At 55.2% G+C, this 26326-nt stretch carries 26 protein-coding genes; 18 read left to right on the top strand and 8 right to left on the bottom strand.

What is annotated here, in order from left to right; genetic code table 11:
* From ACOTZP_RS20175 to psiE, 4 genes are all read left to right on the top strand, one after another.
* Window positions 1-639, top strand: a complete 639-nt coding sequence (locus ACOTZP_RS20175) for a YjbF family lipoprotein (protein WP_271075329.1) — start codon at window positions 1-3, stop codon at window positions 637-639.
* A complete protein-coding gene (locus ACOTZP_RS20170; RefSeq protein ID WP_271075330.1) occupies window positions 636-1373 on the top strand; it encodes a capsule biosynthesis GfcC D2 domain-containing protein in 738 nt (245 codons plus the stop codon). Before ACOTZP_RS20175 ends, ACOTZP_RS20170 begins: the two co-directional genes overlap by 4 nt.
* Window positions 1373-3469 carry a YjbH domain-containing protein gene (locus tag ACOTZP_RS20165; protein WP_023299084.1) on the top strand — a complete coding sequence of 699 codons (2097 nt, stop codon included), beginning with the start codon at window positions 1373-1375 and terminating at the stop codon, window positions 3467-3469. Before ACOTZP_RS20170 ends, ACOTZP_RS20165 begins: the two co-directional genes overlap by 1 nt.
* 178 nt (window positions 3470-3647) lie before the next feature.
* Window positions 3648-4058 (top strand): phosphate-starvation-inducible protein PsiE, encoded by a 411-nt coding sequence (gene psiE / locus ACOTZP_RS20160; RefSeq protein WP_000202963.1) that lies wholly within the window; start codon window positions 3648-3650, stop codon window positions 4056-4058.
* A gap of 96 nt (window positions 4059-4154) precedes the next feature.
* On the opposite strand, the gene malG is transcribed toward psiE, so the two are convergent.
* The 3 genes from malG to malE form a co-directional block, all read right to left on the bottom strand.
* Window positions 4155-5045: a maltose ABC transporter permease MalG gene (gene malG / locus ACOTZP_RS20155; RefSeq protein ID WP_003860332.1), complete on the bottom strand. Its 891-nt coding sequence runs from the start codon at window positions 5043-5045 to the stop codon at window positions 4155-4157.
* 14 nt (window positions 5046-5059) lie between these two features.
* A complete protein-coding gene (gene malF / locus ACOTZP_RS20150) occupies window positions 5060-6604 on the bottom strand; it encodes a maltose ABC transporter permease MalF (protein ID WP_271075331.1) in 1545 nt (514 codons plus the stop codon).
* 121 nt (window positions 6605-6725) lie between these two features.
* Window positions 6726-7916, bottom strand: coding sequence for a maltose/maltodextrin ABC transporter substrate-binding protein MalE (gene malE, locus ACOTZP_RS20145; protein ID WP_271075332.1), 1191 nt, complete (start codon window positions 7914-7916; stop codon window positions 6726-6728).
* Between the two features lie 371 nt (window positions 7917-8287).
* Here malE and malK point away from each other — a divergent pair, with 371 nt between their 5' ends.
* The 5 genes from malK (at window position 8288) to ubiA (ending at window position 13397) form a co-directional block, all read left to right on the top strand.
* On the top strand, window positions 8288-9397 hold the full coding sequence (gene malK / locus ACOTZP_RS20140) for a maltose/maltodextrin ABC transporter ATP-binding protein MalK (protein ID WP_003860329.1): 1110 nt from the start codon (window positions 8288-8290) through the stop codon (window positions 9395-9397).
* Window positions 9398-9439: 42 nt separating this feature from the next.
* Window positions 9440-10807, top strand: coding sequence for a maltoporin (locus ACOTZP_RS20135; protein WP_032621777.1), 1368 nt, complete (start codon window positions 9440-9442; stop codon window positions 10805-10807).
* Window positions 10808-10918: 111 nt separating this feature from the next.
* Window positions 10919-11845 (top strand): maltose operon protein MalM, encoded by a 927-nt coding sequence (malM, locus tag ACOTZP_RS20130; RefSeq protein WP_271075333.1) that lies wholly within the window; start codon window positions 10919-10921, stop codon window positions 11843-11845.
* A gap of 172 nt (window positions 11846-12017) precedes the next feature.
* Window positions 12018-12515 carry a chorismate lyase gene (gene ubiC, locus ACOTZP_RS20125; protein WP_022646736.1) on the top strand — a complete coding sequence of 166 codons (498 nt, stop codon included), beginning with the start codon at window positions 12018-12020 and terminating at the stop codon, window positions 12513-12515.
* Window positions 12516-12527: 12 nt separating this feature from the next.
* A complete protein-coding gene (gene ubiA, locus ACOTZP_RS20120; protein WP_421633773.1) occupies window positions 12528-13397 on the top strand; it encodes a 4-hydroxybenzoate octaprenyltransferase in 870 nt (289 codons plus the stop codon).
* Window positions 13398-13486: 89 nt separating this feature from the next.
* Here ubiA and plsB read toward each other — a convergent pair whose 3' ends face one another.
* The gene (gene plsB, locus ACOTZP_RS20115; RefSeq protein ID WP_271075334.1) at window positions 13487-15907 is read right to left on the bottom strand and encodes a glycerol-3-phosphate 1-O-acyltransferase PlsB; all 2421 of its coding nucleotides are present in this window, start codon (window positions 15905-15907) and stop codon (window positions 13487-13489) included.
* Window positions 15908-16061: 154 nt separating this feature from the next.
* Here plsB and ACOTZP_RS20110 point away from each other — a divergent pair, with 154 nt between their 5' ends.
* The 4 genes from ACOTZP_RS20110 (at window position 16062) to ACOTZP_RS20095 (ending at window position 18877) form a co-directional block, all read left to right on the top strand.
* A complete protein-coding gene (locus tag ACOTZP_RS20110) occupies window positions 16062-16430 on the top strand; it encodes a diacylglycerol kinase (protein ID WP_271075335.1) in 369 nt (122 codons plus the stop codon).
* Between the two features lie 108 nt (window positions 16431-16538).
* Complete coding sequence (lexA, locus tag ACOTZP_RS20105; RefSeq protein ID WP_003860318.1) at window positions 16539-17147, top strand: transcriptional repressor LexA; 609 nt, start codon at window positions 16539-16541, stop codon at window positions 17145-17147.
* A 63-nt stretch (window positions 17148-17210) separates the two neighbouring features.
* Window positions 17211-18548 (top strand): MATE family efflux transporter DinF, encoded by a 1338-nt coding sequence (gene dinF, locus ACOTZP_RS20100; protein ID WP_022646740.1) that lies wholly within the window; start codon window positions 17211-17213, stop codon window positions 18546-18548.
* Window positions 18549-18667: 119 nt separating this feature from the next.
* The gene (locus tag ACOTZP_RS20095) at window positions 18668-18877 is read left to right on the top strand and encodes a CsbD family protein (protein WP_003860314.1); all 210 of its coding nucleotides are present in this window, start codon (window positions 18668-18670) and stop codon (window positions 18875-18877) included.
* Between the two features lie 47 nt (window positions 18878-18924).
* On the opposite strand, the gene zur is transcribed toward ACOTZP_RS20095, so the two are convergent.
* Window positions 18925-19437 (bottom strand): zinc uptake transcriptional repressor Zur, encoded by a 513-nt coding sequence (gene zur, locus ACOTZP_RS20090; RefSeq protein ID WP_271075336.1) that lies wholly within the window; start codon window positions 19435-19437, stop codon window positions 18925-18927.
* A 117-nt stretch (window positions 19438-19554) separates the two neighbouring features.
* Here zur and ACOTZP_RS20085 point away from each other — a divergent pair, with 117 nt between their 5' ends.
* A complete protein-coding gene (locus tag ACOTZP_RS20085; protein WP_271075340.1) occupies window positions 19555-20043 on the top strand; it encodes a cupin domain-containing protein in 489 nt (162 codons plus the stop codon).
* Window positions 20044-20235: 192 nt separating this feature from the next.
* Entirely contained in the window at window positions 20236-21522 is a 1287-nt protein-coding gene (gene traF / locus ACOTZP_RS20080; RefSeq protein WP_227414713.1) for a conjugal transfer protein TraF, read from the top strand.
* A gap of 32 nt (window positions 21523-21554) precedes the next feature.
* Here the strand turns inward: traF and ACOTZP_RS20075 are convergent, their stop codons facing one another.
* Entirely contained in the window at window positions 21555-21890 is a 336-nt protein-coding gene (locus tag ACOTZP_RS20075) for a type II toxin-antitoxin system HicB family antitoxin (protein ID WP_197092504.1), read from the bottom strand.
* Window positions 21887-22150 (bottom strand): type II toxin-antitoxin system HicA family toxin, encoded by a 264-nt coding sequence (locus tag ACOTZP_RS20070; protein ID WP_071993645.1) that lies wholly within the window; start codon window positions 22148-22150, stop codon window positions 21887-21889. Before ACOTZP_RS20070 ends, ACOTZP_RS20075 begins: the two co-directional genes overlap by 4 nt.
* Window positions 22151-22297: 147 nt before the next feature.
* Here ACOTZP_RS20070 and dusA point away from each other — a divergent pair, with 147 nt between their 5' ends.
* Both dusA and pspG read left to right on the top strand, forming a co-directional pair.
* The gene (dusA, locus tag ACOTZP_RS20065; protein ID WP_003860304.1) at window positions 22298-23293 is read left to right on the top strand and encodes a tRNA dihydrouridine(20/20a) synthase DusA; all 996 of its coding nucleotides are present in this window, start codon (window positions 22298-22300) and stop codon (window positions 23291-23293) included.
* Window positions 23294-23429: 136 nt separating this feature from the next.
* Entirely contained in the window at window positions 23430-23672 is a 243-nt protein-coding gene (gene pspG, locus ACOTZP_RS20060) for an envelope stress response protein PspG (protein WP_017382623.1), read from the top strand.
* A gap of 185 nt (window positions 23673-23857) precedes the next feature.
* Here pspG and ACOTZP_RS20055 read toward each other — a convergent pair whose 3' ends face one another.
* Window positions 23858-24841 carry a quinone oxidoreductase gene (locus ACOTZP_RS20055; protein ID WP_022646744.1) on the bottom strand — a complete coding sequence of 328 codons (984 nt, stop codon included), beginning with the start codon at window positions 24839-24841 and terminating at the stop codon, window positions 23858-23860.
* 66 nt (window positions 24842-24907) lie between these two features.
* Here ACOTZP_RS20055 and dnaB point away from each other — a divergent pair, with 66 nt between their 5' ends.
* Window positions 24908-26320 carry a replicative DNA helicase gene (gene dnaB, locus ACOTZP_RS20050; protein WP_003860298.1) on the top strand — a complete coding sequence of 471 codons (1413 nt, stop codon included), beginning with the start codon at window positions 24908-24910 and terminating at the stop codon, window positions 26318-26320.
* The last annotated feature ends 6 nt before the right edge of the window (window positions 26321-26326 follow it).

The following is a 26326-nucleotide window of genomic DNA, read 5'->3' as shown; positions in this document are numbered from 1 at the left end:
GTGAAGCGACCTGCAATCATCCTGATTTGCCTGCTGTTGCAGGCGTGCTCAGCTACCACCAAAGGGCTGGGCCACTCACTGTGGGACAGCATGTTCGGCACGCCGGGCGTGCATCTGACCGATGACGAACTTCAGAACATGCCGTATGCCAGCCAGTACATGCAGCTAAACGATGGTCCGCAACTGTTTGTGGTGCTCGCTTTCGATGAAAACGGGCAGCAGAAATGGGTGACGCAGGATCAGGCCACCATCGTGACTCAGCATTCCCGCTTCGTGAAAACGTTGCTCGGCGGCGACAACCTGCTTGAGGTAAACAACCTGGCTGAAGATCCGCTCATCAAGCCGAATCAGATCGTCGATGGCGCAAGCTGGACGCGCACAATGGGCTGGACCGAGCACAAACAGGTGCGCTACGCCACGGCCCGCTCCACCTTCCGCTGGGATGGTACGGACAGCGTCAAAGTGGGCAGCGACGAAACGCAGGTGCGCGTGCTGGATGAAGAGGTGACAACCGATCAGGCCACCTGGCATAACCGCTTCTGGGTGGACGAAGAGGGGCAAATCCGCCAGTCCTTACAGTATCTCGGTGCCGGTTTCTTCCCGGTGAAGACCACCCTGATCAAGGCGGCGAAATCATGAAAATGTTCATTCACGTTGCGCTTCTCGCCAGCCTGGCCTCGCCGCTGGCGTGGTCTGCGGGAACGGTACAGGTCTACACCCCGGACAGCGAAAAACCTAAAACCTTAACCAATGCCGGGCATCTGCTCGATCTGGTGGGGCAGCCGAGGCTGGCGAAAAGCTGGTGGACCGGGGCGGTTATCAGCGAGCGTCAGGCGACGATTTTAGCGGAACAAAAACATCAGGCGCTGCTCGCCCGACTGAGCGGGCTGGCACAACAGGAAGATGCTGACGATGCCGCGGCCATTACTAGCCTGCGTCAGCAGCTTCAGGCGGTTAAGGTGACGGGTCGCCAGAAGGTGAATCTCGATCCGGATGAGGTGCGCGTCGCCGAAAACGGCAATCCGTCGCTGGAAGGAGACTATACCCTGTGGCTGCCGGCTCAGTCTTCCACCGTCACCGTGATGGGGCTTATCAGCAGCCCTGGCAAAAAGTCGTTTACGCCGGGCCGGGACGTCGTGAGCTATCTCGACGAGCAAAGCTTGCTCAGCGGTGCGGATAACAGCTATGCCTGGGTGGTCTATCCGGACGGGCATACGCAAAAAGCGCCGGTGGCTTACTGGAATAAACGCCATATCGAACCTATGCCAGGCAGCATCATTTTTGTCGGTTTTGCCGACCATTTCTGGACGAAAGCGTATGACGGGCTTAATGCCGATATCCTTCGCTCCCTGATACAGCGGATACCGGAATAATGAAAAAAACCTATCTCTACAGCATGCTTGCACTGTGCGTGAGTGCCGCCTGTCATGCAGAAACGTATCCGGCACCCATCGGCCCGTCGCAGTCCGATTTTGGCGGCGTGGGCTTACTGCAAACCCCGACCGCGCGTATGGCCCGCGAGGGGGAAATCAGCCTTAACTATCGCGATAACGATCAGTACCGTTACTACTCTGCGTCCGTGCAGCTGTTCCCCTGGCTGGAGACTACGCTGCGCTACACCGACGTGCGTACAAAACAGTACAGCAGCGTGGACGCCTTCTCCGGCGATCAGACCTATAAAGACAAAGCCTTCGACGTGAAGCTGCGCCTGTGGGAAGAGAGCTACTGGATGCCGCAGGTCTCCGTCGGGGCGAAAGACATTGGCGGGACCGGCCTGTTTGATGCGGAATACATCGTTGCCAGCAAAGCCTGGGGACCGTTTGATTTCTCGCTGGGTCTTGGCTGGGGCTACCTCGGCACCAGCGGCAACGTAACCAACCCGTTCTGTACCTACAGCGACAAATACTGCTACCGCGATAACAGCTATAAAAAAGCGGGTTCCATCAACGGCGACCAGATGTTCCACGGCCCGGCCTCGTTGTTTGGAGGCGTAGAGTATCAAACGCCATGGCAGCCGCTGCGCCTGAAGCTGGAGTACGAAGGCAATAACTACAGCGAAGATTTTGCCGGCAAGATTGAGCAGAAGAGCAAGTTTAACGTCGGCGCCATTTACCGCGTCACCGACTGGGCCGACGTTAACCTCAGCTATGAGCGCGGTAATACCCTGATGTTTGGCTTTACGCTGCGCACCAACTTTAACGACATGCGGCCGCGCTACAATGATAACCCGCGGCCCAAATACCAGCCGGAGCCGCAGGATGCGATCATTCAGCACTCCGTGGTAGCGAACCAGCTGACGCTGCTGAAATATAACGCAGGCCTGGCGGATCCGAAGATCCAGACCAAAGGCGATACGCTGTACGTCACCGGCGAGCAGGTAAAATACCGCGACTCCCGCGAAGGGATCGAGCGCGCCAACCGGATCGTCATGAACGATCTGCCGGAGGGGATCCGCACGATCCGCGTGACGGAGAACCGTCTCAACCTGCCGCAGGTCACCACTGAAACCGATGTTGCCAGCCTTAAGCGTCATCTTGAAGGCGAACCGCTGGGACATGAAACCGAGCTGGTGCAAAAACGCGTTGAGCCGGTGGTGCCAGAGAGCACCGAGCAGGGCTGGTATATCGATAAATCCCGCTTCGATTTCCATATCGATCCGGTGCTGAACCAGTCCGTGGGTGGGCCGGAAAACTTCTACATGTATCAGCTGGGCGCGATGGCGACGGCGGATCTGTGGGTGACCGACCACCTGTTGACCACCGGTAGTCTGTTCGGCAACCTTGCCAACAACTACGACAAATTTAACTACACCAACCCGCCGAATGATTCAAAACTGCCGCGCGTGCGTACCCGCGTTCGCGAATATGTGCAGAACGATATCTACGTGAATAACCTGCAGGCCAACTACTTCCAGTACTTCGGTAACGGCTTCTACGGCCAGGTTTACGGTGGCTATCTGGAAACCATGTTCGGCGGCGCGGGGGCGGAGGTGCTTTATCGTCCCGTCGACAGCAACTGGGCGTTTGGGATTGATGCCAACTACGTGAAACAGCGTGACTGGCGCAGCGCGCAGGACATGATGAAGTTCACCGACTACAGCGTCAAAACCGGCCACCTGACCGCCTACTGGACGCCGTCGTTCGCACAGGATGTGCTGGTGAAAGCCAGCGTCGGGCAGTACCTGGCGGGCGATAAGGGCGGCACGCTGGATATCTCCAAACACTTCGACAGCGGCGTTGTGGTAGGCGGTTATGCCACCATCACCAACGTTTCGCCAGACGAGTACGGGGAAGGGGACTTCACCAAAGGGGTGTACGTGTCGATTCCGCTGGATCTGTTCTCATCAGGCCCAACCCGCAGCCGTGCGGCAGTGGGCTGGACGCCGCTGACGCGCGACGGCGGTCAGCAGCTTGGACGTAAGTTCCAGCTGTATGATATGACCAGCGATAAGAACATTAACTTCCGCTGATGCTTATTTGCCCGCTGGCGCTGCGCTTACCGGGCCTACGAGAGTGTTTTTGTAGGCCGGGCAAACGCAGTGCCGCCCGGCAGGAATGTTCATCTGGACAAAACATAAACAAAAAATATAGATCCCCGTCACATTTTTGCGTTATACAGGAACCTCGCCCTGGAGAATGAGGTGCTGTATGACATCCCTGACTCGTCCGCGCGTTGAGTTTATCTCAACGATACTCCAGACCGTGCTGAACCTCGGTCTGCTGAGCCTTGGCCTGATCCTGGTCGTGTTTCTGGGTAAAGAGACGGTGCATCTGGCGGATGTGCTGTTCGCACCTGAGCAAACCAGCAAATACGCGCTGGTGGAAGGCCTGGTGGTCTACTTTCTCTACTTTGAATTTATCGCCCTGATTGTGAAGTACTTTCAGTCCGGCTTTCACTTCCCGCTGCGCTATTTTGTCTATATTGGCATCACCGCCATTGTGCGGCTGATCATCGTCGATCATAAATCCCCGCTCGACGTGCTGATCTACTCGGCAGCGATCCTGCTGCTGGTAATCACCCTCTGGCTGTGCAACTCAAAGCGGCTGAAACGCGAATAAAAAAAGGGCGCTCCGAAGAGCGCCTAACAACAGTCACAAGTTGGTTCAATACAATACGTCTAAAGTTGAGGGTTGCAGTGGCATAACAGATGAAACTTAACCTTTCACACCGCCCGCCGTCAGGCCGTTGACCAGCCAGCGCTGGGCCAGCAGGAACACCACGGTAATCGGGATGGCAGAGAGTACGGCCGCCGCGGCAAAGTCGCCCCACAGGTAGTTTTGCGGGTTGAGGTATTGCTGCATACCGACGGCCAGGGTGTAGCTGTTCACATCGCGCAGTAACAGAGAGGCGACCGGTACTTCGGTGATCGCCGCGATAAACGACAGGATGAACACCACCGCCAGAATCGGCACCGACAGCGGCAGCAGCACCAGACGGAACGCCTGCCACGGGGTGGCGCCATCCAGCGCGGCGGCTTCTTCCAGTGAACCATCGATGGTTTCGAAATAGCCCTTGATGGTCCACACATGCAGGGCGATGCCGCCAAGATAGGCGAAGATCACGCCGCCGTGGGTGTTCAGGCCGATAAACGGCACGTACTGGCCCAGACGATCAAACAGGGCATACAACGCCACCAGTGACAGCACCGCCGGGAACATCTGGAAAATCAGCATCCCTTTCAGCAGGGTCGCTTTGCCAGGAAAACGCATACGGGCGAAGGCGTAAGCACAAGTGGTGGAGAGCGTCACGATGCCGATGGCAGTGATGGTCGCCACTTTTACCGAGTTCCATAGCCACAGCAGCACCGGGAACGGCGGGGGAGTGACGCGGCCATCCGCGTGTTCCACACTGAAGCCCAGCGCGAGTTTCCAGTGCTCCCAGGAGATTTCATCCGGGATCAGGCTCCCGGTGGCGAAGTTCCCCGAACGCAGGGAGATGGCGATAACCATCAGCAGCGGGAACATGATCGCCGCGATGAAAATCAGCAGGCCTAAGTGCGTCGCGAGGAGGCGCAGTTTCTGAGATTTGGGTTGTACCATTGCCATGTTCAGTGCCCTCCTTAGTCAAATTTCATACGTGTAGCTTTCAGGTTCACGATCGCCAGGGCGCCCACCAGCAGGAAGATCAGGGTGGCAATCGCCGCCGCCAGACCGAAGTCCTGACCGCCGCCGCCTTCGAAGGCGATACGGTAGGTGTAGCTCACGAGCAGGTCGGTATAGCCTGCCGGCGTGGTGGTGCCGAGACGGTCCGGTCCACCGTTGGTCAACAGCTGAATCAGCACAAAGTTGTTAAAGTTAAAGGCGAAGCTGGCAATCATCAGCGGCGTCAGCGGCTTAATGAGCAGCGGCAGGGTAATTTTGAAGAAGTTCTGGAACGGACCCGCGCCGTCCATCGCCGAGGCTTCGTACAGGTCGTCCGGGATGGCCTTCAGCAGCCCCATGCACAGGATCATCATGTACGGATAACCGAGCCAGGTGTTCACGATGATAATCATCGAGCGAGCGGTGGTCGGGTCGCTGAACCAGGCCGGTTTGATGCCGAACAGCGCGCTCAGCATCATGTTGATTTCACCGAAGCTCTGGTTAAACAACCCTTTGAAAATCAGAATCGAGATGAACGATGGCACGGCGTACGGCAGAATCAGCAGCACGCGGTAAATCGCTTTCCCTTTCAGGGACTCCCACTGGACCAGACAGGCCAGCACCATGCCCACGGCCACGGTCAGGATCACGGTCAGGATGGAGAAGACTACCGTCCAGACGAAGATGGCGAAGAACGGTTTCTGGATGCCTTCGTCGGTAAACACGCGGGTAAAGTTATCCCAGCCGATGGTAACGGTATAGCCCGGGCTGAGCTTGTCGTCGCCCCAGCTGCCGTCGGCATTCACCGACTGATAGAAACCGATATCGTTGTTCGGGCGGTATTTTACGCCGCTCTGGTTGTTGGTCAGCGTGCCGTCATCCGCCAGAGTATAAAGCGGCTGCGTGCCGGAAAACTGGCGCAGCGAGCTCATGGTTACTTTGCTGTCATCGGGCAGCACGGCGGTGAGCTGGGTCAGCGCCTGGCGATTTTGAGTGATGATACGCAGGTTGGCACGTTCACCTTCCGGCAGGGCCGCGGCTTCTTTTAAGACCAGCTTCTGCTCGCCGCCAAATTTGAACGCTTCGGAAAGATAGTTTTTGCCGCTCTCACCGTCAGTGAGCGCTAACTTCCACTCATCTCCCGCAGGATACAGGCCGAAGTTAAAGGTTTTACCCGCCTGATAAGAACGATCCAGAAGCACCTGGGTGGCACGCTCCTGCGCGAGCTGGTTGGTGCTGCTGTAGTTGGTAAAGGCAATCGCGATGGTGCAGATCAGCGGAAAGAGGACAAACAGCCCCATCCCGGCAACACCGGGGTAGACATAGCGCCAGGCATACGCTTTACGGTTGGCGAAAATATACAGGCCAACCGAGCTTAAAATCAGCGTCATGATGGCAAAAAGGTATTCCCCTTGCACGTACATTAAAACAACAAGGTAACCCACCAGCAGACACAGCAGACCTATCACTGACCACTTCAGTGCGTCGCTTTGCCACCAGCGTTTCTTTTTAATGACATCCATGGGGTTCTTCCTCTACAACGGTGGAAACTTATCGTCAGGTGGCGCTGCGCTTACCTGACCTACGGATCGTGCCGTAGTCGTAGGGCGGGTAAGCGCACGCGCCACCCGCCGTTTTTCAGACTTACTTAGTAATACGACCCTGAGCATCTTTCAGCGCGGCATCAACAGTCTGGCGACCGCTTGCCGCGTTGATGACGGCGGTACGGGTGGCGTACCAGAACGCAGCCATCTGTGGGATGTTCGGCATGATTTCGCCTTTCTGGGCGTTATCCATGGTGGCCGCAATGCGTGGATCTTTCGCTAACTGATCCTGGAAGGATTTCAGCGCAACGGCGCCCAGCGGTTTGTCCTTGTTCACTTCATCCAGACCCTGATCGGTCAGCAGGTAGTTTTCGAGGAACTCTTTCGCCAGCTCTTTGTTCGGGCTGGCGGCGTTGATACCCGCGCTCAGCACGCCAACAAACGGTTTAGACGGCTTGCCGTAGAAGGTTGGCAGCAGGGTCACGCCGTAGTTGACTTTGCTCTTGTCGATGTTGGTCCAGGCCCACGGACCGTTGATGGTCATCGCGGTTTCGCCTTTGTTGAACGCCGCTTCCGCGATGGAGTAGTCGGTATCCGCGTTCATGTGTTTGTTCTTAATCAGGTCAACCAGGAAGGTCAGGCCTTTTTTCGCGCCCGCGTTGTCCACGCCCACGTCTTTCACGTCATATTTGCCGTTTTCAAACTTGAACGCGTAGCCGCCGTCGGCAGCAATCAGCGGCCAGGTAAAGTACGGCTCTTGCAGGTTGAACATCAGAGCGGATTTACCTTTCGCCTTCAGCTCTTTATCCAGAGCAGGGATCTCTTCCCAGGTTTTCGGTGGATTTGGCACCAGGTCTTTGTTGTAAATCAGTGACAGGGCTTCAACCGCGATTGGGTAAGCGATCAGCTTGCCGTTATAGCGAACGGCGTCCCAGGTGAACGGGAACAGTTTGTCCTGGAAGGCTTTGTCTGGCGTAACTTCTGCCAGCAGGCCAGACTGCGCGTAGCCACCGAAACGGTCATGCGCCCAGAAGATAATGTCCGGACCATCGCCGGTTGCCGCAACCTGAGGGAACTTCTCTTCCAGTTTATCCGGGTGTTCTACGGTGACTTTGATACCGGTGTCTTTCTCGAATTTTTTGCCCACTTCGGCCAGACCGTTATAGCCCTTGTCGCCGTTAATCCAGATAACCAGCTTACCTTCTTCAATTTTGGCGAGAGCCGGTGCGGAAATCATCATTGCTGCGAGGGCGGACAATGCGAAAACGCGTGCGCCAGTCTTGATCTTCATATCTGCCATCCTTTATTGGTGATGTGCTCGTGGATACATAAGGTGGTTCAACGTGACTCAGTCTCCTTATTTGACATCCTCTTTCCATCCTCCCAGTCCCTACGCCCCACCCCCTGTTTGTGTGATCCCTGTAACATAAATTTAAGTTATGAGTGCTGGCGCACATAAAAACCCACTGAATTTTGCAGGCCGCTTCACGATTTTCGCCTCAGCCCCTCCGCTGCGGTCGCAGAGCCTGCTCTCTCATCCTCCCGCCTCCTCCCCCATAAAAAAGCCGGGGGGTGGAGGATTCACGAAAGTAATGGAACACGCATAGTGAACTTATCTTGAATGTTTCTGTCGGTGACAGGTTGTAACGAAGGGAGAAGGGCATGGCGAGCGTACAGCTGCGTAATGTAACGAAAGCCTGGGGCGACGTTGTGGTGTCAAAAGACATCAATCTGGACATCCACGAAGGTGAGTTTGTGGTGTTCGTTGGTCCATCAGGCTGTGGTAAATCTACTCTGCTGCGTATGATTGCCGGTCTTGAAACCATCACCAGTGGCGATTTATTTATTGGTGATACCCGAATGAACGACATCCCGCCAGCTGAACGCGGCGTGGGCATGGTGTTCCAGTCTTATGCGCTTTATCCGCATCTTTCCGTTGCCGAGAACATGTCCTTTGGCCTGAAGCTGGCCGGCGCGAAAAAAGAGACCATTAACCAGCGCGTCACCCAGGTGGCGGAAGTGCTCCAGCTGGCACATCTGCTGGAGCGTAAACCGAAGGCGCTCTCCGGTGGTCAGCGTCAGCGTGTGGCGATCGGCCGTACGCTGGTGGCCGAGCCGCGCGTGTTCCTGCTCGATGAACCTCTCTCTAACCTGGATGCCGCCCTGCGCGTCCAGATGCGTATCGAAATCTCCCGTCTGCATAAGCGTCTTGGACGCACGATGATTTACGTCACCCACGATCAGGTCGAAGCGATGACGCTGGCCGACAAAATCGTGGTACTGGACGCCGGTCGCGTGGCGCAGGTGGGCAAACCGCTGGAGCTGTATCACTACCCGGCAGACCGCTTTGTTGCGGGCTTCATTGGCTCGCCAAAGATGAACTTCCTGCCCGTAAAAGTGACCGCGACGGCAATCGAACAGGTACAGGTGGAGCTGCCAAACCGTCAGCAAGTCTGGCTGCCGGTCGACAGCGCCAACGTACAGGTGGGGGCCAATATGTCCCTCGGTATCCGCCCTGAGCATTTACTGCCGAGCCACATCGCTGATGTGACGCTGGAAGGTGAAGTTCAGGTCGTCGAACAGCTTGGTCACGAAACACAGATTCATATCCAGATCCCCGCCATCCGTCAGAACCTGGTCTACCGCCAGAATGACGTGGTGTTGGTAGAAGAGGGTGCCACATTCGCTATCGGTTTGCCGCCAGAGCGCTGCCATCTGTTCCGTGAGGATGGCACTGCATGTCGTCGGTTGCACAAAGAGCCAGGCGTTTAAGCATTCCAATTACAAAGAAAAGCAATGATCTCAGGAGATAGAATAATGATTACTCTGCGCAAACTTCCTTTGGCAGTTGCCGTCGCAGCGGGCGTAATGTCTGCTCAGGCACTGGCAGTGGATTTCCATGGTTATGCTCGTTCTGGTATCGGCTGGACGGGTAGTGGCGGTGAACAACAATGTTTCCAGGCAACAGGCGCACAAAGTAAATACCGTCTCGGTAACGAATGTGAAACCTACGCCGAACTGAAACTGGGCCAGGAAGTGTGGAAAGAAGGCGACAAGAGCTTCTATTTCGACACCAACGTAGCGTACTCCGTGGCACAGCAGAATGACTGGGAAGGTACCGATCCGGCGTTCCGTGAAGCTAACGTGCAGGGTAAAAACCTGATTGAATGGCTGCCTGGCTCTACCATCTGGGCCGGTAAGCGCTTCTATCAGCGTCATGACGTACACATGATCGACTTCTACTACTGGGATATCTCTGGTCCTGGTGCCGGTATTGAAAACATCGATCTGGGCTTCGGTAAACTGTCTCTGGCAGCGACGCGTTCCCAGGAAGCTGGCGGTTCTTATGCCTTCAGCAGCCAGAACATCTATGACCGTACCAAAGATACCGCGAACGACGTATTTGACGTGCGTTTAGCGGGCCTGGAAACTAACCCGGACGGCGTGCTGGAACTGGGTGTGGATTATGGCCGCGCGAACACGACCGACGGCTATGATCTTGCCGACGGCGCGTCGAAAGATGGCTGGATGTTCACCGCTGAACATACCCAGAGCATGCTGAAAGGCTATAACAAGTTTGTGCTGCAGTATGCGATGGACTCAATGACCACGCAGGGTAAAGGTCTGAGCCAGGGTTCCTATGGTTCTTCCAGCTTTACCATCACGAATCCTGATGGCACGACGACCAATTACGCCAACGATGTGATTAACAACAACGGCAGCCTCTGGCGCATCCTGGACCACGGTGCAATCACCCTGGCCGACAAGTGGGACCTGATGTATGTCGGTATGTACCAGAAACTCGACATGGATGATAACCAGGGGAGTGACTGGTGGACCGTGGGTGTACGTCCGATGTACAAATGGACGCCAATCATGAGCACCCTGCTGGAAGTGGGCTACGACAACGTCAAATCCCAGGAAACCGGCGATCGCAACAGCCAGTACAAAATCACCCTGGCGCAACAGTGGCAGGCTGGCGACAGCATCTGGTCTCGTCCGGCCATCCGTGTCTTCGCAACCTACGCGAAGTGGGATGAGAAATGGGGCTACGCGAAGAACGGTAACGGCGATGCCACCCGTTACGCGATCTCTGACTCCACCGGTAACGGTCGATTCTCTACCAGCCGCGGCGATGACGATGAGTTCTCCTTCGGCGCCCAGATGGAAATCTGGTGGTAACCGCATCCTGATCTGACGATGTAATCTGGGGGGCGAAAGCCCCTCAATTCCTGAGGTACTGCGCGCTATTGCCTGGCCACCGCAGTGCTTACGCTTTCTGAGGTGATAACAATGAAAATGAAGAAAAATCTCGTCGCGCTGTGCCTGTCAGCGGGTCTGCTGGCCTGTGTGCCTGGCGTTACGCTCGCTGACGTCAATTATGTCCCGCAGAATACCAGCGCAGCGCCTGCCATTCCGACAGCCGCTCTACAGCAATTAACCTGGACGCCGGTGGATCAGTCCAAAACGCAGAGCACACAGCTTGCGACGGGTGGCCAACAGCTCAATGTGGCTGGCATTACCGGGCCGGTAGCCGCCTATAGCGTACCGGCTAATATCGGTGAGCTAACGTTGACTTTATCCAGTGAAGTTAACAAACAGACCAGCGTTTTTGCGCCGAACGTTCTGATCCTCGATCAGAACATGACGCCTTCCGCCTATTTCCCCAGCAGCTATTTTACCTATCAAGAGCCGGGTGTAATGAGCGCGGACCGCCTGGAAGGGGTAATGCGTCTGACCCCGGCGCTCGGGCAGCAAAAGCTCTACGTACTGGTCTTCACCACTGAAAAAGATTTGCAGCAAACCACCACTCTGCTCGATCCGGCAAAAGCCTATGCCAAAGGGGTTGGTAACGCCATTCCCGATATTCCCGATCCGATTGCGCGCCATACCACCGACGGCCTGCTTAAGCTGAAGGTGAAAACCAACAGCAGCTCCAGCGTACTCGTAGGCCCACTGTTTGGCTCATCTGGCCCGGGTCCGGTAACGGTGGGTAATACTGCCGCGCCTGTGTATGCCGCACCAGCCGCAGCCCCGGCCCCGGCGAAAAAAGCCGAGCCGGTGCTTAACGATACTGAAACTTACTTTAACAACGCCATCAAGCAGGCAGTTAAAAACGGCGATGTCGATAAAGCGCTGAAACTGCTTGATGAAGCCGAGCGTTTAGGTTCAACCACTGCCCGTTCCACCTTTATCAGCAGTGTAAAAGGCAAGGGGTAACCGTCTCCCCACAGTGCTGATTTTGTTAGTCGTTTGGTGCGCCTTCGCGGGCGCACTTTTTTTGGCTAAGTTGCACCTTTGTTGCGATAGTGATCGTTAAATTCTGTTTGTCCGTCCTCATTTTGCCAATCTGCGATACAATGCTTTTACGTTATGTATCGGAGAGTCTGGCATGTCACACCCCGCGCTAACGCAGCTGCGTGCGCTACGCTATTTCGACCACATCCCTGCGCTTGACCCGGAACAGCTGGACTGGCTGCTGCTGGAAGATTCCATGACAAAACGTTTTGAGCAACAGGGTAAAACGGTCACGGTGACGATGATTCAGGAAGGGTTTGTCTCGCCTGCGGAGATTGCCAGCGAGCTGCCGCTGCTGCCGCAGGAAGAACGCTACTGGCTGCGTGAAATTTTACTCTGTGCGGATGGCGAGCCGTGGCTTGCCGGGCGAACGGTGGTTCCTGAGTCTACACTTTCCGGGCCGGAGCTTGCACTACAACGCCTCGGCAAAACGCCGCTGGGGCGCTATCTGTTCACCTCGTCTGAACTGACCCGTGATTTTATTGAAATTGGTTGTGATGCCGATTTGTGGGGGCGCCGTTCCCGCCTTCGTTTGAGTGGCAAGCCGTTAATACTGACGGAACTCTTTTTGCCTGCATCGCCGTTGTACTAAGAGGGAGAAAAAATGGAGTGGAGTCTGACGCAGAATAAGCTGCTGGCCTATCACCGCCTGATGCGTACTGATAAACCCATTGGCGCGCTGCTGCTGCTGTGGCCGACCTTATGGGCGCTGTGGGTTGCCACGCCGGGCGTACCGCCGCTGTGGATCCTGGCGGTGTTTGTGGCGGGTGTCTGGCTGATGCGCGCTGCGGGCTGTGTGGTCAACGACTATGCTGACCGGAAATTTGATGGACATGTTAAGCGCACCGCGAATCGTCCTTTGCCGAGCGGTCAGGTGACCGGGAAAGAGGCGCGCATCCTGTTTGTGGTGCTGGTGCTTCTCTCTTTCATGCTGGTGTTAACCCTTAACACCATGACCATTCTGCTGTCCGTCGCTGCTCTGGCGCTGGCCTGGGTCTATCCATTTATGAAGCGATACACCCATCTGCCGCAGGTGGTATTGGGTGCGGCATTTGGCTGGTCGATTCCCATGGCGTTTGCCGCGGTCAGCGAGTCCGTTCCGCTCAGCTGCTGGCTGATGTTCCTAGCGAATATTCTCTGGGCCGTTGCGTACGATACCCAATACGCGATGGTCGATCGCGATGACGATCTCAAGATTGGCATCAAATCGACGGCGATCTTGTTTGGCCGTCACGACAAACTGATCATCGGCATATTGCAGGTGGCGGTGCTGGCGTTGATGGTGGCGATTGGTCGCCTGAACGGGCTGAACTGGGAGTTTTACTGGTCCGTGCTGGTGGCGGGTCTGCTGTTTGCGTATCAGCAGAAGCTGCTCGTGAAGCGCGAGCGTGAAGCCTGCTTTAAAGCGTTTCTGAATAATAACTACGTCGGGCTGGTGCTGTTTATGGGGCTGGCGATGAGTTACTGGTCATAAAAAAACCGGGTGGCGGCTTCGCCTTACCCGGCCTACGATTTAGCAGAACATGTAGGCCGGGTAAGCGTTAGCGCCACCCGGCTTTAACATCACTCGCCCTGCGTCGAACTCTCAATCGTTAAACGCACATCCGCAGTAATCAGCTCTGCCAGCATCTGGTAAACCTTCATCGTCTCTTCCGGCTCGGCATCGCCCGTATCGCTAATGTAACCTTCGTCGCGCAGCGTCAGCACCAGGGAGCTGAATACCGCTTTGTCGAAGAATTCCGGGGCGTTAATGCCATGCAGAACGGACAGGCGCTGGGCCAGCGTCCGACTCTCTTTTTCCAGCGTACCGCGGTTGATTGACGGGTTAGCACTCAATAACCAGAAGGTAATGGCGTAGCGCTGCAACGTCTCACGCGCACCGGAAGCCAGGAGCTGCAAGGTTCGGGAACGTGACGGATTGATATGCAGTTCGTCATCATGGATGGTAATCAGCCCCTGACGACGCATCTCTGCGGACATTTTATCGAGCTCTGCCGCCAGCTCATCCTTACTCCAGCGCAGGAACAGCTCCGCTTTCAGCATCGGATAGATGGCCTGAATATGGCGCAGCAGCTCCTGACGCGAAATACGGCGGTGCTGGGTAATAATGGCTGCCATCAGTGACGGCAGCATCAGCATGTGCGTGATGTTATTACGGTAGTAGGTCATCAGCACGGCCTGCTCGCGCGGCAGAATGATGATGTCACCAATCGTATCTTTCTCGACTTCGAACTTGTTCATCTGCAACGCGTGATCGATCAGTTCGCTGGCGGTGGCAGACGGCACGGTCGAATCCACGGAATACGGCACGTTGCGCATGATATCCAGATAGCAATCAATCTGCTCGGTCAGCTGCTCGCGAGTCAGTGAACGCTGGCGAGAGGCCAGAAGCGCGGTACAACACAGGTTCATGGCGTTTGCCGCACCAGCATTGTTGATGCGTACCATCAGCTCGGATGCAATGCCGTTGACCGTTGGCGTCAGCCAGGCCGGACGTACCGCTTCGATAGGATCAATAGACTCGCGCCACTCCGGAACATGATGGTTCAGATACGTCATCAGCGGCAGGGGCTCGCCAAAGTTCACGTAGCCCTGGCCGAGATTGCGCAATTTACTCAGACCACGCAGCATCTGCGGCAGACTCTCTTTCTCTTTGGTCGCACCGCGCAGCTCTTTCGCGTAGGTGCCCACTTCCATCACGTGTTCATAACCGATGTAAATAGGCACCAGCGTGATAGGACGCGTACCGCCACGCAGCATGGCCTGAATGGTCATCGACAGCGTGCCGGTCTTCGGATCGAGCAGACGACCGGTACGGGAGCGACCGCCTTCAACAAAGTACTCCACGGAATAACCGCGGCTGAACAGCTCGCCCAGATACTCCCTGAAAACGGTGGAGTAGAGCTTGTTACCCTTGAAGGTACGACGAATGAAGAACGCACCCAGACGGCGGAAAATCGGACCAGCTGGCCAGAAGTTCAGGTTGATACCGGCAGCAATATGCGGCGGCACCAGGCCCTGGTGATAGAGCACGTAAGAGAGCAGCAGGTAGTCCATGTGGCTGCGGTGGCAGGGCACATAGACAATCTCGTGGCCGTCGTGCGCTAACTGACGCACGCGCTCGGCGTTGTGGACGTTAATCCCCTGATAGAGGCGGTTCCACGTGAAACCGAGAATACGGTCAGAGAGACGAATCATCTCGTAGGAGAAGTTCGCGGCGATCTCTTCCATCAGCGCGATTGCGTTCTGCTGCGCTTTCTCGTGCGAAATCTTCTTGCTGCGCGCTTCGTCTTCTACGGCACGGGCAATCGCTTTGGAAGCCAGCAGCTTGTTAAACAGATCCTGACGCGCCGGGAGACGTGGCCCAACGGCCGCCAGACGCTGACGTGCAAAGTGCATACGCGCAACGCGCGCCAGCTTTTGCGCAATGATTTTGTCAGTACCGTGTTCATCCGCCATGCGGCGCAGTGAAACGGAAGGCGAGAAGCGAACAAAGCTGTCGCGTCCCAGCCATGAGACGGCGAAGAATTTCTGAATGCCGTTGAGCATACGCAGCGGCGGGTTCTCTTCCCCTTTTTCACGCCCCGGACGACGGCCAAACATCACCGACACCGGCACCATCTGCACGTCCAGATCGGGGTTGCTGCGGTGCAGATCGAGGTAATCATGGAACAGCTTAATGGACTCTTCTTTCGGCGTGTAATAGGTGAACACGCGCGGTCCGCCATGGATGAACACGTAGCGCGGCAGCAGCGTACCGTCGACTTCCAGCGGTTCAAGCGGGTCAGGTAAATCGTGCGCCAGACATTGAGCGCGAAGCGTTAGCAGGTCTGCCTTCGAGTTATAAGGCAAAACGTACATAATAGGGCGCGACGTATCGAGCCCTAATTCCAGCGCAGGTTCTGCTGGGATAGACTTACTTTTTACCAGTACGCTTAATGGTAAATTAAGTAATTTGTAGTAAATTCGTGGCCAGCCGGACATAAACGATGTAAAGCCTCTGGTTAATAATGCAATTGCGGCGCAAGGATAACAGAAAGCGCGCAAAATTTCTGTTGTTACCCGTCATACTTCAGGTCGCAGCAAAACGCGCTGCGGCTTTAGTTACTGACGCTATTTATCATAAAAGGTTCTTTTAATGGCCAATAATACCACTGGGTTAACTCGAATCATTAAAGCTGCCGGTTATTCATGGAAAGGTTTCCGCGCCGCATGGGTTAATGAAGCCGCTTTCCGCCAGGAAGCGGTTGCCGCAATCGTTGCCGTTGTCATCGCCTGCTTCCTTGATGTTGATGCTATCACCCGCGTACTGCTCATCGGATCTGTCCTTCTGGTGATGATAGTGGAAATTCTGAATAGCGCTATTGAGGCCGTTGTTGACCGAATCGGGTCGGAATTCCATGAACTGTCTGGCCGGGCGAAAGACATGGGTTCCGCTGCCGTACTGCTGTCGATTATCACGGCGGTGATCACCTGGGTCACGCTACTTTGGTCGCATTTCCGATGAGCCTCGAGGAATAATTAAGTCCCTGGTTTTTTGTGCAGTTTTTGGTTCCAAAATCGCCTTTGACTGTATATACTCACAGCATAACTGTATATACACCCAGGGGGCGGTATGAAAGCGTTAACGACCAGGCAGCAAGAGGTGTTTGATCTCATTCGGGATCATATCGGCCAGACGGGTATGCCACCCACGCGTGCAGAAATTGCGCAGCGTCTGGGCTTCCGTTCTCCTAATGCTGCCGAAGAGCACCTTAAGGCGCTTGCGCGTAAGGGCGTGATTGAGATTGTTTCCGGCGCCTCACGCGGCATCCGTCTGCTGGTGGAAGAAGAGAGCGGTATTCCGCTGGTGGGTCGCGTAGCCGCAGGTGAACCTCTGCTGGCGCAGCAGCACATCGAAGGGCACTATCAGGTTGACCCAGGCATGTTCAAGCCGAGCGCCGATTTCCTGCTGCGCGTTAGCGGAATGTCCATGAAAGATATCGGTATTCTTGATGGCGATCTGCTGGCGGTACACAAAACCCAGGACGTGCGTAACGGACAAGTCGTGGTGGCGCGCATTGATGATGAAGTGACGGTTAAGCGCCTGAAAAAACAAGGCAATACCGTGCAGCTTCTGCCTGAAAACAATGAATTCTCCCCGATTGTGGTGGATCTCCGCGAGCAGAGCTTCTCTATTGAAGGGCTGGCTGTCGGCGTTATCCGCAACGGTGAATGGCTGTAATCTCTTCCTGACAGGCTGTAGTTCCTCTACAGCCTGGCCTGTTTTCTGATTCCGGTAATTTCCATGGCATTGCTAACTTCTGCCGATAAGGCGTTGTGGCGTCTTGCGCTACCGATGATTTTTTCCAATATTACCGTTCCTCTGCTGGGGCTGGTGGATACGGCGGTAATCGGGCATCTGGATTCGCCGATTTACCTGGGCGGCGTCGCGATTGGCGCAACGGCGACCAGCTTCCTCTTTATGCTGCTACTTTTTCTGCGCATGAGTACGACAGGCCTTACGGCCCAGGCGTATGGTGCAAAAGATCCCCTGCGTCTGGCGCGTGCGCTGGTTCAGCCGCTCATTCTGGCGTTCGGTGCTGGCGCGTTAATCGTTCTGTTGCGTACGCCGCTGATTGATCTTGCGCTCCATATTGTAGGCGGCAGCGATGCCGTACTGGAACAAGCCCGGCGGTTCCTCGAAATTCGCTGGCTCAGCGCGCCCGCTTCACTGGCAAACCTGGTCCTGCTGGGCTGGCTGCTGGGCGTGCAGTATGCCCGCGCGCCGGTGATCCTGCTGGTGGTGGGTAACCTTCTCAATATTGTCCTCGATCTCTGGCTGGTAATGGGGCTGCACATGAACGTCCGGGGCGCGGCGCTGGCTACGGCAATTGCCGAGTACGGGACGCTGCTGATCGGTTTGGGGATGGTCTGGCGCGTGCTGGCGATGCGCGGTATCACCCTGGATCTGCTGAAATCGGCCTGGCGCGGCAATATGCGTAAGCTGCTGGCGCTTAATCGCGACATCATGCTCCGTTCGCTCCTGCTGCAACTCTGCTTCGGCGCATTAACCGTTTTTGGTGCCCGTCTTGGGCCTGAGATCGTCGCCGTCAACGCAGTGCTCATGACGTTACTGACCTTTACCGCTTACGCGCTGGATGGTTTTGCTTACGCCGTCGAGGCGCATTCAGGGCAGGCTTATGGCGCGCGTGAAAGCGGCCAGTTACGCGAAGTCTGGCGTGCTGCCTGTCGTCAGGCGGGTCTGGTGGCGCTGGTCTTTGCTCTGGTTTACGCCTGTTTTGGTGGGCATATTGTCGCGCTTCTCACCTCGTTGCCCGCGCTACGTGAGCTGGCCGATCGCTACATCCTCTGGCAGGTAGTATTACCGGTGGTGGGCGTGTGGTGCTATTTGCTGGACGGCATGTTTATTGGTGCGACGCGAGGGGCGGAGATGCGCAACAGCATGGCCGTCGCTGCGGCGGGGTTCGGCCTGACGCTGCTGACCTTGCCGTATCTCGGCAATCATGGTCTGTGGCTCGCGCTGGCGGTGTTTCTCTCACTGCGTGGCCTTTCGCTGGCCGTTATCTGGCGTCGTCACTGGCGAAACAATACCTGGTTTCCAGCCCCGCACGATATATCGTAACGGTTAAAGATTCCGAATATAAAAATAAATGCCGAATCCTTAACTACAATAATAATCACGTCCAGCAGAATAGAACGAAGCGGACGACACTCATAGACGCTTAACACGAGGACACGATTATGAATAAAGACGAAATCGGCGGCAACTGGAAGCAATTCAAAGGTAAAGCGAAAGAACAGTGGGGTAAGCTGACAGATGACGATATGACCGTCATTGAAGGTAAGCGCGATCAGCTGGTAGGTAAAATCCAGGAGCGCTACGGTTACGAAAAAGATCAGGCGGAAAACGAAGTCAAAGACTGGGAAACCCGTAACGACTACCGCTGGTAACCGGCACTATCCCTAAAGGCGGCTCTGAGCCGCCTTTTTCTTGGGCCTTAACGCGGCTTTTTCTTCACCAGGATAGAGTGATCGTGCTGACAGGCATCCTGATGACGGCATGACTCCACCTCCACGCAGGCAGAACATAAGCCGTGGGCTTCGATCACGTTATGACGCAGCGCAAAGCCCATTCTGGCTGCCAGCGTATGCATAATATCTTCCACACCTTCCGCACACTCTTCCTTCACCACGCCACAGCGATCGCAGATAAACATGGCGGACGTGTGAGTAGGCTGGTCAAAAAGATGGCACAGCACATAGCTGTTTGTTGATTCCACTTTATGCACAAACCCTTGCTCCAGCAGAAAATCCAGCGCCCGATAGACGGTCGGCGGTTTTGCCTGCGGCTCGCTTTCACGCAGCAGGTCGAGCAGATCGTAAGCGCTGATGGCACCCTGTTGCAGGCTCATCAGACGCAGTACCTCAAGGCGCTGCGGGGTCAGGCGCACATTGCGTTGCGCACAGAGCTTTTCAGCTTGCGCTAACAGCTCTTTTGTGAACTTGTCCATCGGGCACCTCGGATGTGGTAAGGGGTGAAAACCCTCACTTTATCATGTTCTGCTAAAAACACCGAGATCCGCCAGGCTGTGCTATACCTGACGCATCGCAAATCGGGAGATCGCATGATGAAAAGACCTGACTGTATTCGGCACTGGCGGGACGTGGAAGGCGCCGATGACGCAACGTACCCGGACAGCAATGAACGGTTTTCTATTGGCGCGCCGCTGGCCCGCAAGCTGGGTCTCGGCCGCATTGGTATTCACCATGAACGGCTGCCGCCCGGACGCCGTACTTCTTATCCGCATGCGGAAAGCGACGAAGAGGAGTTTGTTTACGTTCTGGAGGGTTACCCTGAGGCCTGGATCAATGGTTATCTGTGGAAGCTTGAACCCGGAGACAGCGTGGGATTTCCTGCCGGCACGGGCGTGTGCCATACCTTTATCAACAACTCCGATGAAGAGGTGCGCTTACTGGTGGTGGGTGAGGTTAATAAAAAACATAACCGCATCTACTATCCCCTCAATCCGGTGTATGCCGTGACGCGCGAAGACCACTGGGTAGACCATCCGCCTCAGTTTTTTGGCCCGCACGATGGAAAACCTGGGCGAAAATAATTTCCTCTTCTATAAATATTGATGGTCGTCACACATTAGAACAGGCCGGGATGGAATTTAACTTAGGGAAATAGCGGGTCTTTTTGTACTTATTCACAGCAATAGTTCGTTCCTGTTTGGGTGATAACAGACAGGGTTAACTAATAACAAACTATTGACGAGCACACTGTGAAAAAACATTTTAAATTTTCGATGGTTAGCATTGCTGTCTCCTTTTTTATGGCAAATCAGGCGGGAGCAGCCAATACCTGGACGGAAGCGCGTAGCGACGCAATGGGCGGAACGGGTGTCGCGGCAGGGAGCTATGGCAGCGGGGCGTTAATCAACCCCGCGTTACTGGCAAAATCTAAGCCCGAGGATGATGTGACGGTCATTTTGCCGTCCGTTGGCGTGCAAGTGACCGATGAAGACAATCTTCAGGACGAGATTGATACCATTAACGATAAAATCAATCATTACAAGGACGTGGTTGATAGTCTGACCCCCATTGATATCATCACGAATCCATTAGGTTCGATCAATCAGTTCCAGGGCGCAGCGAAAGATCTCGCTGATGAGCTGGACTACCTGAAAGGCAAAACCGCACACGCCACCGCAGGGGCGGGGATTGCCGTCAGTATCCCTAACGATGTCCTTTCCGTGGCCTTTATGGCCAAAGGCTATGCACATGGCCGCGTCAGCTCTTCAATCGATCAGCAGGACATTGATTATCTGCGCGGTATACAACGAAGCGATGCGGTGGCTGCCGGTGTGGCGCTGGATGCCGCGCTAAACGGTTCCGATCAGATCACCAAAAACCTTAACTCTACGGCGTCTGGTCGGGCGGCGATTGTGTCCGACTACGGTATTGCGGTAGCCCGTCAGTTCGATCTTGGCGGCGTTCCGGTTTCCGTTGGCGTCACGCCGAAGCTGCAAAAAACCTGGCTCTATAACTACACTACCTCAATCTACGATTACGACAGTAATAAGTGGAACGACAGCCGCTACCGTACCGACGACACTGGCTTCAACGTCGATGCCGGTATTGCTGCTGATTTCGGTGAAAACTGGACGGTCGGCGTGAGCGGGCAAAACCTGATGTCGCGCGATATCGATACCAAAGATATCCGCATTCGCAACGGGCGCACGGGAGAGGTGGTGAGTTATAAAGACACCTATCAGATCCGTCCGCTGGTCACTGCCGGGGCCGCCTGGCACAATGATCTGGTCACGCTGACCGCAGATGGCGATCTGACCGAAACCAAGGGCTTTAAAAGCGAAGACACCTCCCAGTACGTTGGCGTCGGTGCCGAAGTCACGCCGCTGAGCTGGCTGGCAGTACGCGCCGGTTATCGTGCGGATATGAAAGGGAACGACAGCAACGTCTTTACCGGCGGTGTCGGTTTCGCGCCGTTCAACTCCGTCCACGTTGACCTGATGGGGCTTTATGGCGAAGACGAGACCTGGGGCGCAGGGGCACAGTTGAGCATGACGTTCTAAATAAAAAGGGCACCATTAATGGTGCCCTTAGCTTATCCGTGTGCCGCTTTGGTCAGCGTATCGCTGATCCATTGATTTACGCTTTTACCTGAAACTTCGGCTGCGATGTTAATTGCGGAATGTATCTCGGGCGCGATGCGCAGGCTGATTTTCCCGCTTGCCGGACGCAGAGGTTCTCGACCTTGTTCTGTGCAGTAGGCAAGATAATCATCGACCGCTTCTTCAAACGCTTTACGGAGGGCTGCGACGTTATCTGCATGAAAACCGATAACATCTCTTATGCCAGCAACATGCCCAACGAAGCATAGATCTTCGTCGCTGTAATCAATTTTTGCGGCATAGCCTTTATAAGTCATGGTGTTAATCATGGAGAAACCCCTGTTGCGATGAGAAAAGCCATTGCGTCGCGAACCTGATAAACCTTCGCTTCTTTATCCGGATGAGGACGATGAAACGAGGCCACAACCCCATTGATTTCAAATCTTACCCTTGAGCCGTTACCTTCTGAGGCCTTCGCGCCTAATGCGATAAAAAGCGCTTCAATCTTGCGCCATTCCAGAGAACTGGGCGTTGGCATGGAGAAAATCAACTGCAATGTTTTTTGATGGCGGGCGTTCAATGTTTTCATTTTTAATCGATTCCATTTTGATTTTTTCTCTCCGCCAAGTAGAAATAAATGATATCACTTTTTGATATCATATCAAGCCGGATCGTATCCTTTTTGAGCCTGTGCTATAGTAGCGCCCCTTTTCCACCAGATGCTTAAAAGTTCGCCATGTCGTCAGAATTTCAGACCGCTTTCCCTGCACACCGTTTTTCCATTGCGCCAATGCTCGACTGGACGGACAGACATTGCCGCTATTTCCTGCGTCAGCTCTCCCGCCATACGCTGCTATACACCGAAATGGTCACTACCGGCGCAATTATTCACGGCAAAGGCGACTATCTGGCGTACAGCGAAGAGGAGCATCCGGTTGCGCTGCAACTCGGTGGCAGCGATCCGGCTGCGCTGGCGCAGTGCGCGAAGCTGGCCGAAGAACGCGGCTATGACGAGATTAACCTCAACGTCGGTTGTCCGTCCGACCGTGTGCAAAACGGCATGTTCGGCGCGTGTCTGATGGGAAATGCGCACCTGGTGGCGGACTGCATCAAAGCGATGCGCGACGTCGTCTCTATCCCGGTCACGGTCAAAACCCGTATCGGCATAGACGACCAGGATAGCTATGAGTTTCTGTGTGATTTCATCAACACGGTATCAGGGAAGGGTGAATGCGAGATGTTTATCATCCACGCCCGTAAAGCTTGGCTCTCAGGCCTCAGCCCGAAAGAAAACCGCGAGATCCCGCCGCTGGACTACCCGCGCGTGTACCAGCTGAAACGCGACTTCCCACACCTGACCATGTCGATCAATGGCGGTATTAAGTCGCTGGACGAGGCCAAAGCGCACCTCGAACATATGGATGGCGTGATGGTCGGACGCGAGGCGTATCAGAATCCGGGCATTCTGGCGACGGTTGACCGGGAAATCTTTGGCGTTGAGGGTGCTGACACCGATCCCGTGGCCGTAGTGCGCGCCATGTATCCGTACATTGAGCGCGAGCTGAGTCATGGTACGTATCTGGGCCACATTACCCGCCATATGCTTGGCCTGTTCCAGGGCATTCCTGGTGCGCGTCAGTGGCGTCGTTATCTCAGCGAGAACGCGCATAAAGCCGGTGCGGATATTGAGGTACTGGAACACGCGCTGCGTCTGGTTGCGGATAAACGTTAAATTTCGCTAAAAGATGGTCAAATACGCCACGCCCTGCAACACATTGCGGGGCGTTTTGCTTTCAGAACAACAACTTATTTTTGGCATGATTCTTGTAATGATCGCAGCATCATTCGGGAACTCGTGGGAGAGCACCATGCTGGAACTACTTTTTGTGATTGGCTTCTTTATCATGCTGATGGTCACGGGCGTGTCGCTGCTCGGTATTCTGGCCGCGCTCGTTGTGGCCACGGTGGTGATGTTTGTCGGCGGATTATTTGCCCTGACGATTAAACTCTTGCCGTGGTTACTTCTGGCGATTGCGGTGGTATGGGCCATACGGGCGATTAAATCACCAAAACTGCCGACTTATCAGCGTAATAACCGCTTCCGTTACTAAGGTATTGAGGGGTACGTCACATACCTGCAACTTTTCCGGCAGCAACCTTTAGAACAGAATAGGATTTACTTATCGAATCTGTCACTATGGCTGCCGCTAAAGAATTCATCGAGCTGTACCCTACATACAGCCGAACTAAAAAAAAGAAAGGGCTTCCCATGGGAAGCCCAATTTCTTTTTATGGCTCAGGGAATTAACAGACTTGAGCCCTGGGTTGCCCGGCTCTCCAGCACCTCATGCGCACGTTGCGCATCGGTCAGCGGATATTTCTGCGCTTCTGCCACATCCACTTTGATCACCCCGCTGGCGATCAGCGAGAACAGCTCGTTGCTGGCTTCCTCAAGTTCTTCCCGATTAGTGATGTAACCTTGCAGGGAAGGGCGGGTGACATACAGCGACCCTTTCTGATTCAGAATGCCCAGGTTCACGCCGGTGACAGCCCCGGAGGCGTTACCGAAGCTCACCATCAGCCCGCGACGTTGCAGGCAGTCCAGCGAAGATTCCCAGGTGTCTTTCCCCACCGAGTCATACACCACGCGTACCTTTTTGCCACCAGTGATCTCTTTCAGCCGCTCAACGATGCTCTCTTCCCGGTAGTTGATCACCTGCCATGCGCCCGCGTCCAGCGCGCGCTGCGCTTTTTGCGCGCTGCCTGTGGTGCCGATCAGCTTCGCCCCCAGGGCTTTCGCCCACTGGCAGGCAATCAGCCCTACGCCACCTGCGGCTGCGTGAAACAGGAATTGCTCGTCAGGCTTAATTTCGTAGGTTTTGCGCAGCAGATAATAGACCGTCAGCCCTTTCAGGAATGAGGCGGCAGCCTGCTCGAAGCCGATCGCATTTGGCAGAAGCGCCGCTTTCTCGGCCGGAACGTTATGGATGGAGCTGTAAGCGCCCAGCGCCGACTGCGCGTACACCACGCGATCGCCTTCCTTAATGTGCTTAACCGCGCTGCCCACTTTGCTGACGATACCGGCCGCCTCGGTGCCCAGTCCGCTCGGCATCGACGGAGGCGGATAGAGACCGCCGCGAATATAGGTATCGATGTAGTTAATGCCGATCGCTTTGTTTTCAACCTGGATTTCGTTCTCGCCAGGTGCCGTGGGGGTAAACTCCACGGCTTGCAGTACGTCTGGCCCGCCATGTTTCTGGAACTCAATGCGTGTTGCCATGCTCCCTCCGTTAGAAAATTATGGTAATCTTTCGACCCACTCTTTATCTCGGTAACTCCATTCACTATGGCAGGAAACAAACCCTTCAACAAACAGACTGAACCCCGTGAACGTGATTATCAGGTCGCCGGGTTAAAAGTCCCGCCGCACTCGATTGAAGCGGAACAGTCGGTGTTGGGCGGTTTAATGCTGGATAACGAACGCTGGGACGACGTCGCCGAGCGCGTTGTTGCGGAAGACTTCTATACCCGCCCGCACCGCCACATCTTTACTGAAATGGCGCGTTTGCAGGAGTCGGGCAGCCCGATCGACCTGATTACACTCGCAGAATCGCTGGAGCGTCTGGGACAGCTCGACAGTGTCGGCGGGTTTGCCTATCTGGCAGAACTGTCAAAAAACACGCCAAGTGCCGCGAACATCAGCGCTTACGCTGATATCGTCCGTGAACGTGCCGTTGTCCGCGAGATGATCTCGGTGGCGAATGAGATCGCCGAGGCCGGTTTCGATCCCCAGGGGCGCACCAGCGAAGATCTACTTGATCTTGCCGAGTCCCGCGTCTTTAAAATCGCCGAAAGCCGTGCGAACAAAGACGAAGGCCCGAAAAACATCGCCGATGTGCTCGACGCCACCGTTGCGCGTATTGAGCAGCTTTTCCAGCAGCCGCACGATGGCGTGACGGGGGTGAACACCGGTTATGACGATCTCAACAAGAAAACGGCAGGTCTTCAGCCATCGGATTTGATTATCGTCGCGGCGCGTCCGTCGATGGGTAAAACGACATTTGCGATGAACCTCGTCGAAAACGCGGCGATGTTGCAGGATAAACCGGTTCTTATCTTCAGTCTTGAGATGCCCTCAGAACAGATCATGATGCGTTCTCTGGCATCCCTGTCGCGTGTGGATCAGACCCGCATCCGTACCGGTCAGCTCGACGATGAGGACTGGGCGCGGATCTCCGGCACCATGGGGATTTTGCTGGAAAAACGGAACATCTATATTGATGACTCCTCCGGCCTGACGCCGACGGAAGTGCGCTCCCGCGCGCGCCGTATCGCCCGTGAACACGGTGGTATCGGTCTCATCATGATCGACTACCTTCAGCTGATGCGCGTTCCGTCGCTTTCCGACAACCGTACGCTGGAGATTGCCGAAATTTCCCGCTCGCTCAAAGCGTTAGCCAAAGAGCTGCACGTGCCGGTGGTGGCGCTGTCGCAGCTAAACCGTTCTCTGGAACAACGTGCAGACAAGCGCCCGGTCAACTCCGACCTGCGTGAATCCGGCTCCATCGAGCAGGATGCCGACTTAATCATGTTCATCTACCGTGATGAGGTTTATCACGAGAACAGCGATCTGAAAGGGATCGCCGAAATTATTATTGGTAAGCAACGTAACGGCCCCATCGGTACGGTACGTCTGACCTTTAACGGCCAGTGGTCGCGTTTCGACAACTATGCCGGTCCTCAATATGATGATGAGTAATTTCTA

Origin of the sequence: Enterobacter cloacae complex sp. SYL001 (assembly GCF_049237025.1) — a bacterium.
Classification (GTDB): Bacteria; Pseudomonadota; Gammaproteobacteria; order Enterobacterales; family Enterobacteriaceae; genus Enterobacter; species Enterobacter intestinihominis.
The sequence above is the reverse complement of the archived record's forward strand: the minus strand, read 5'-3'. Positions and strand labels throughout refer to the sequence as shown.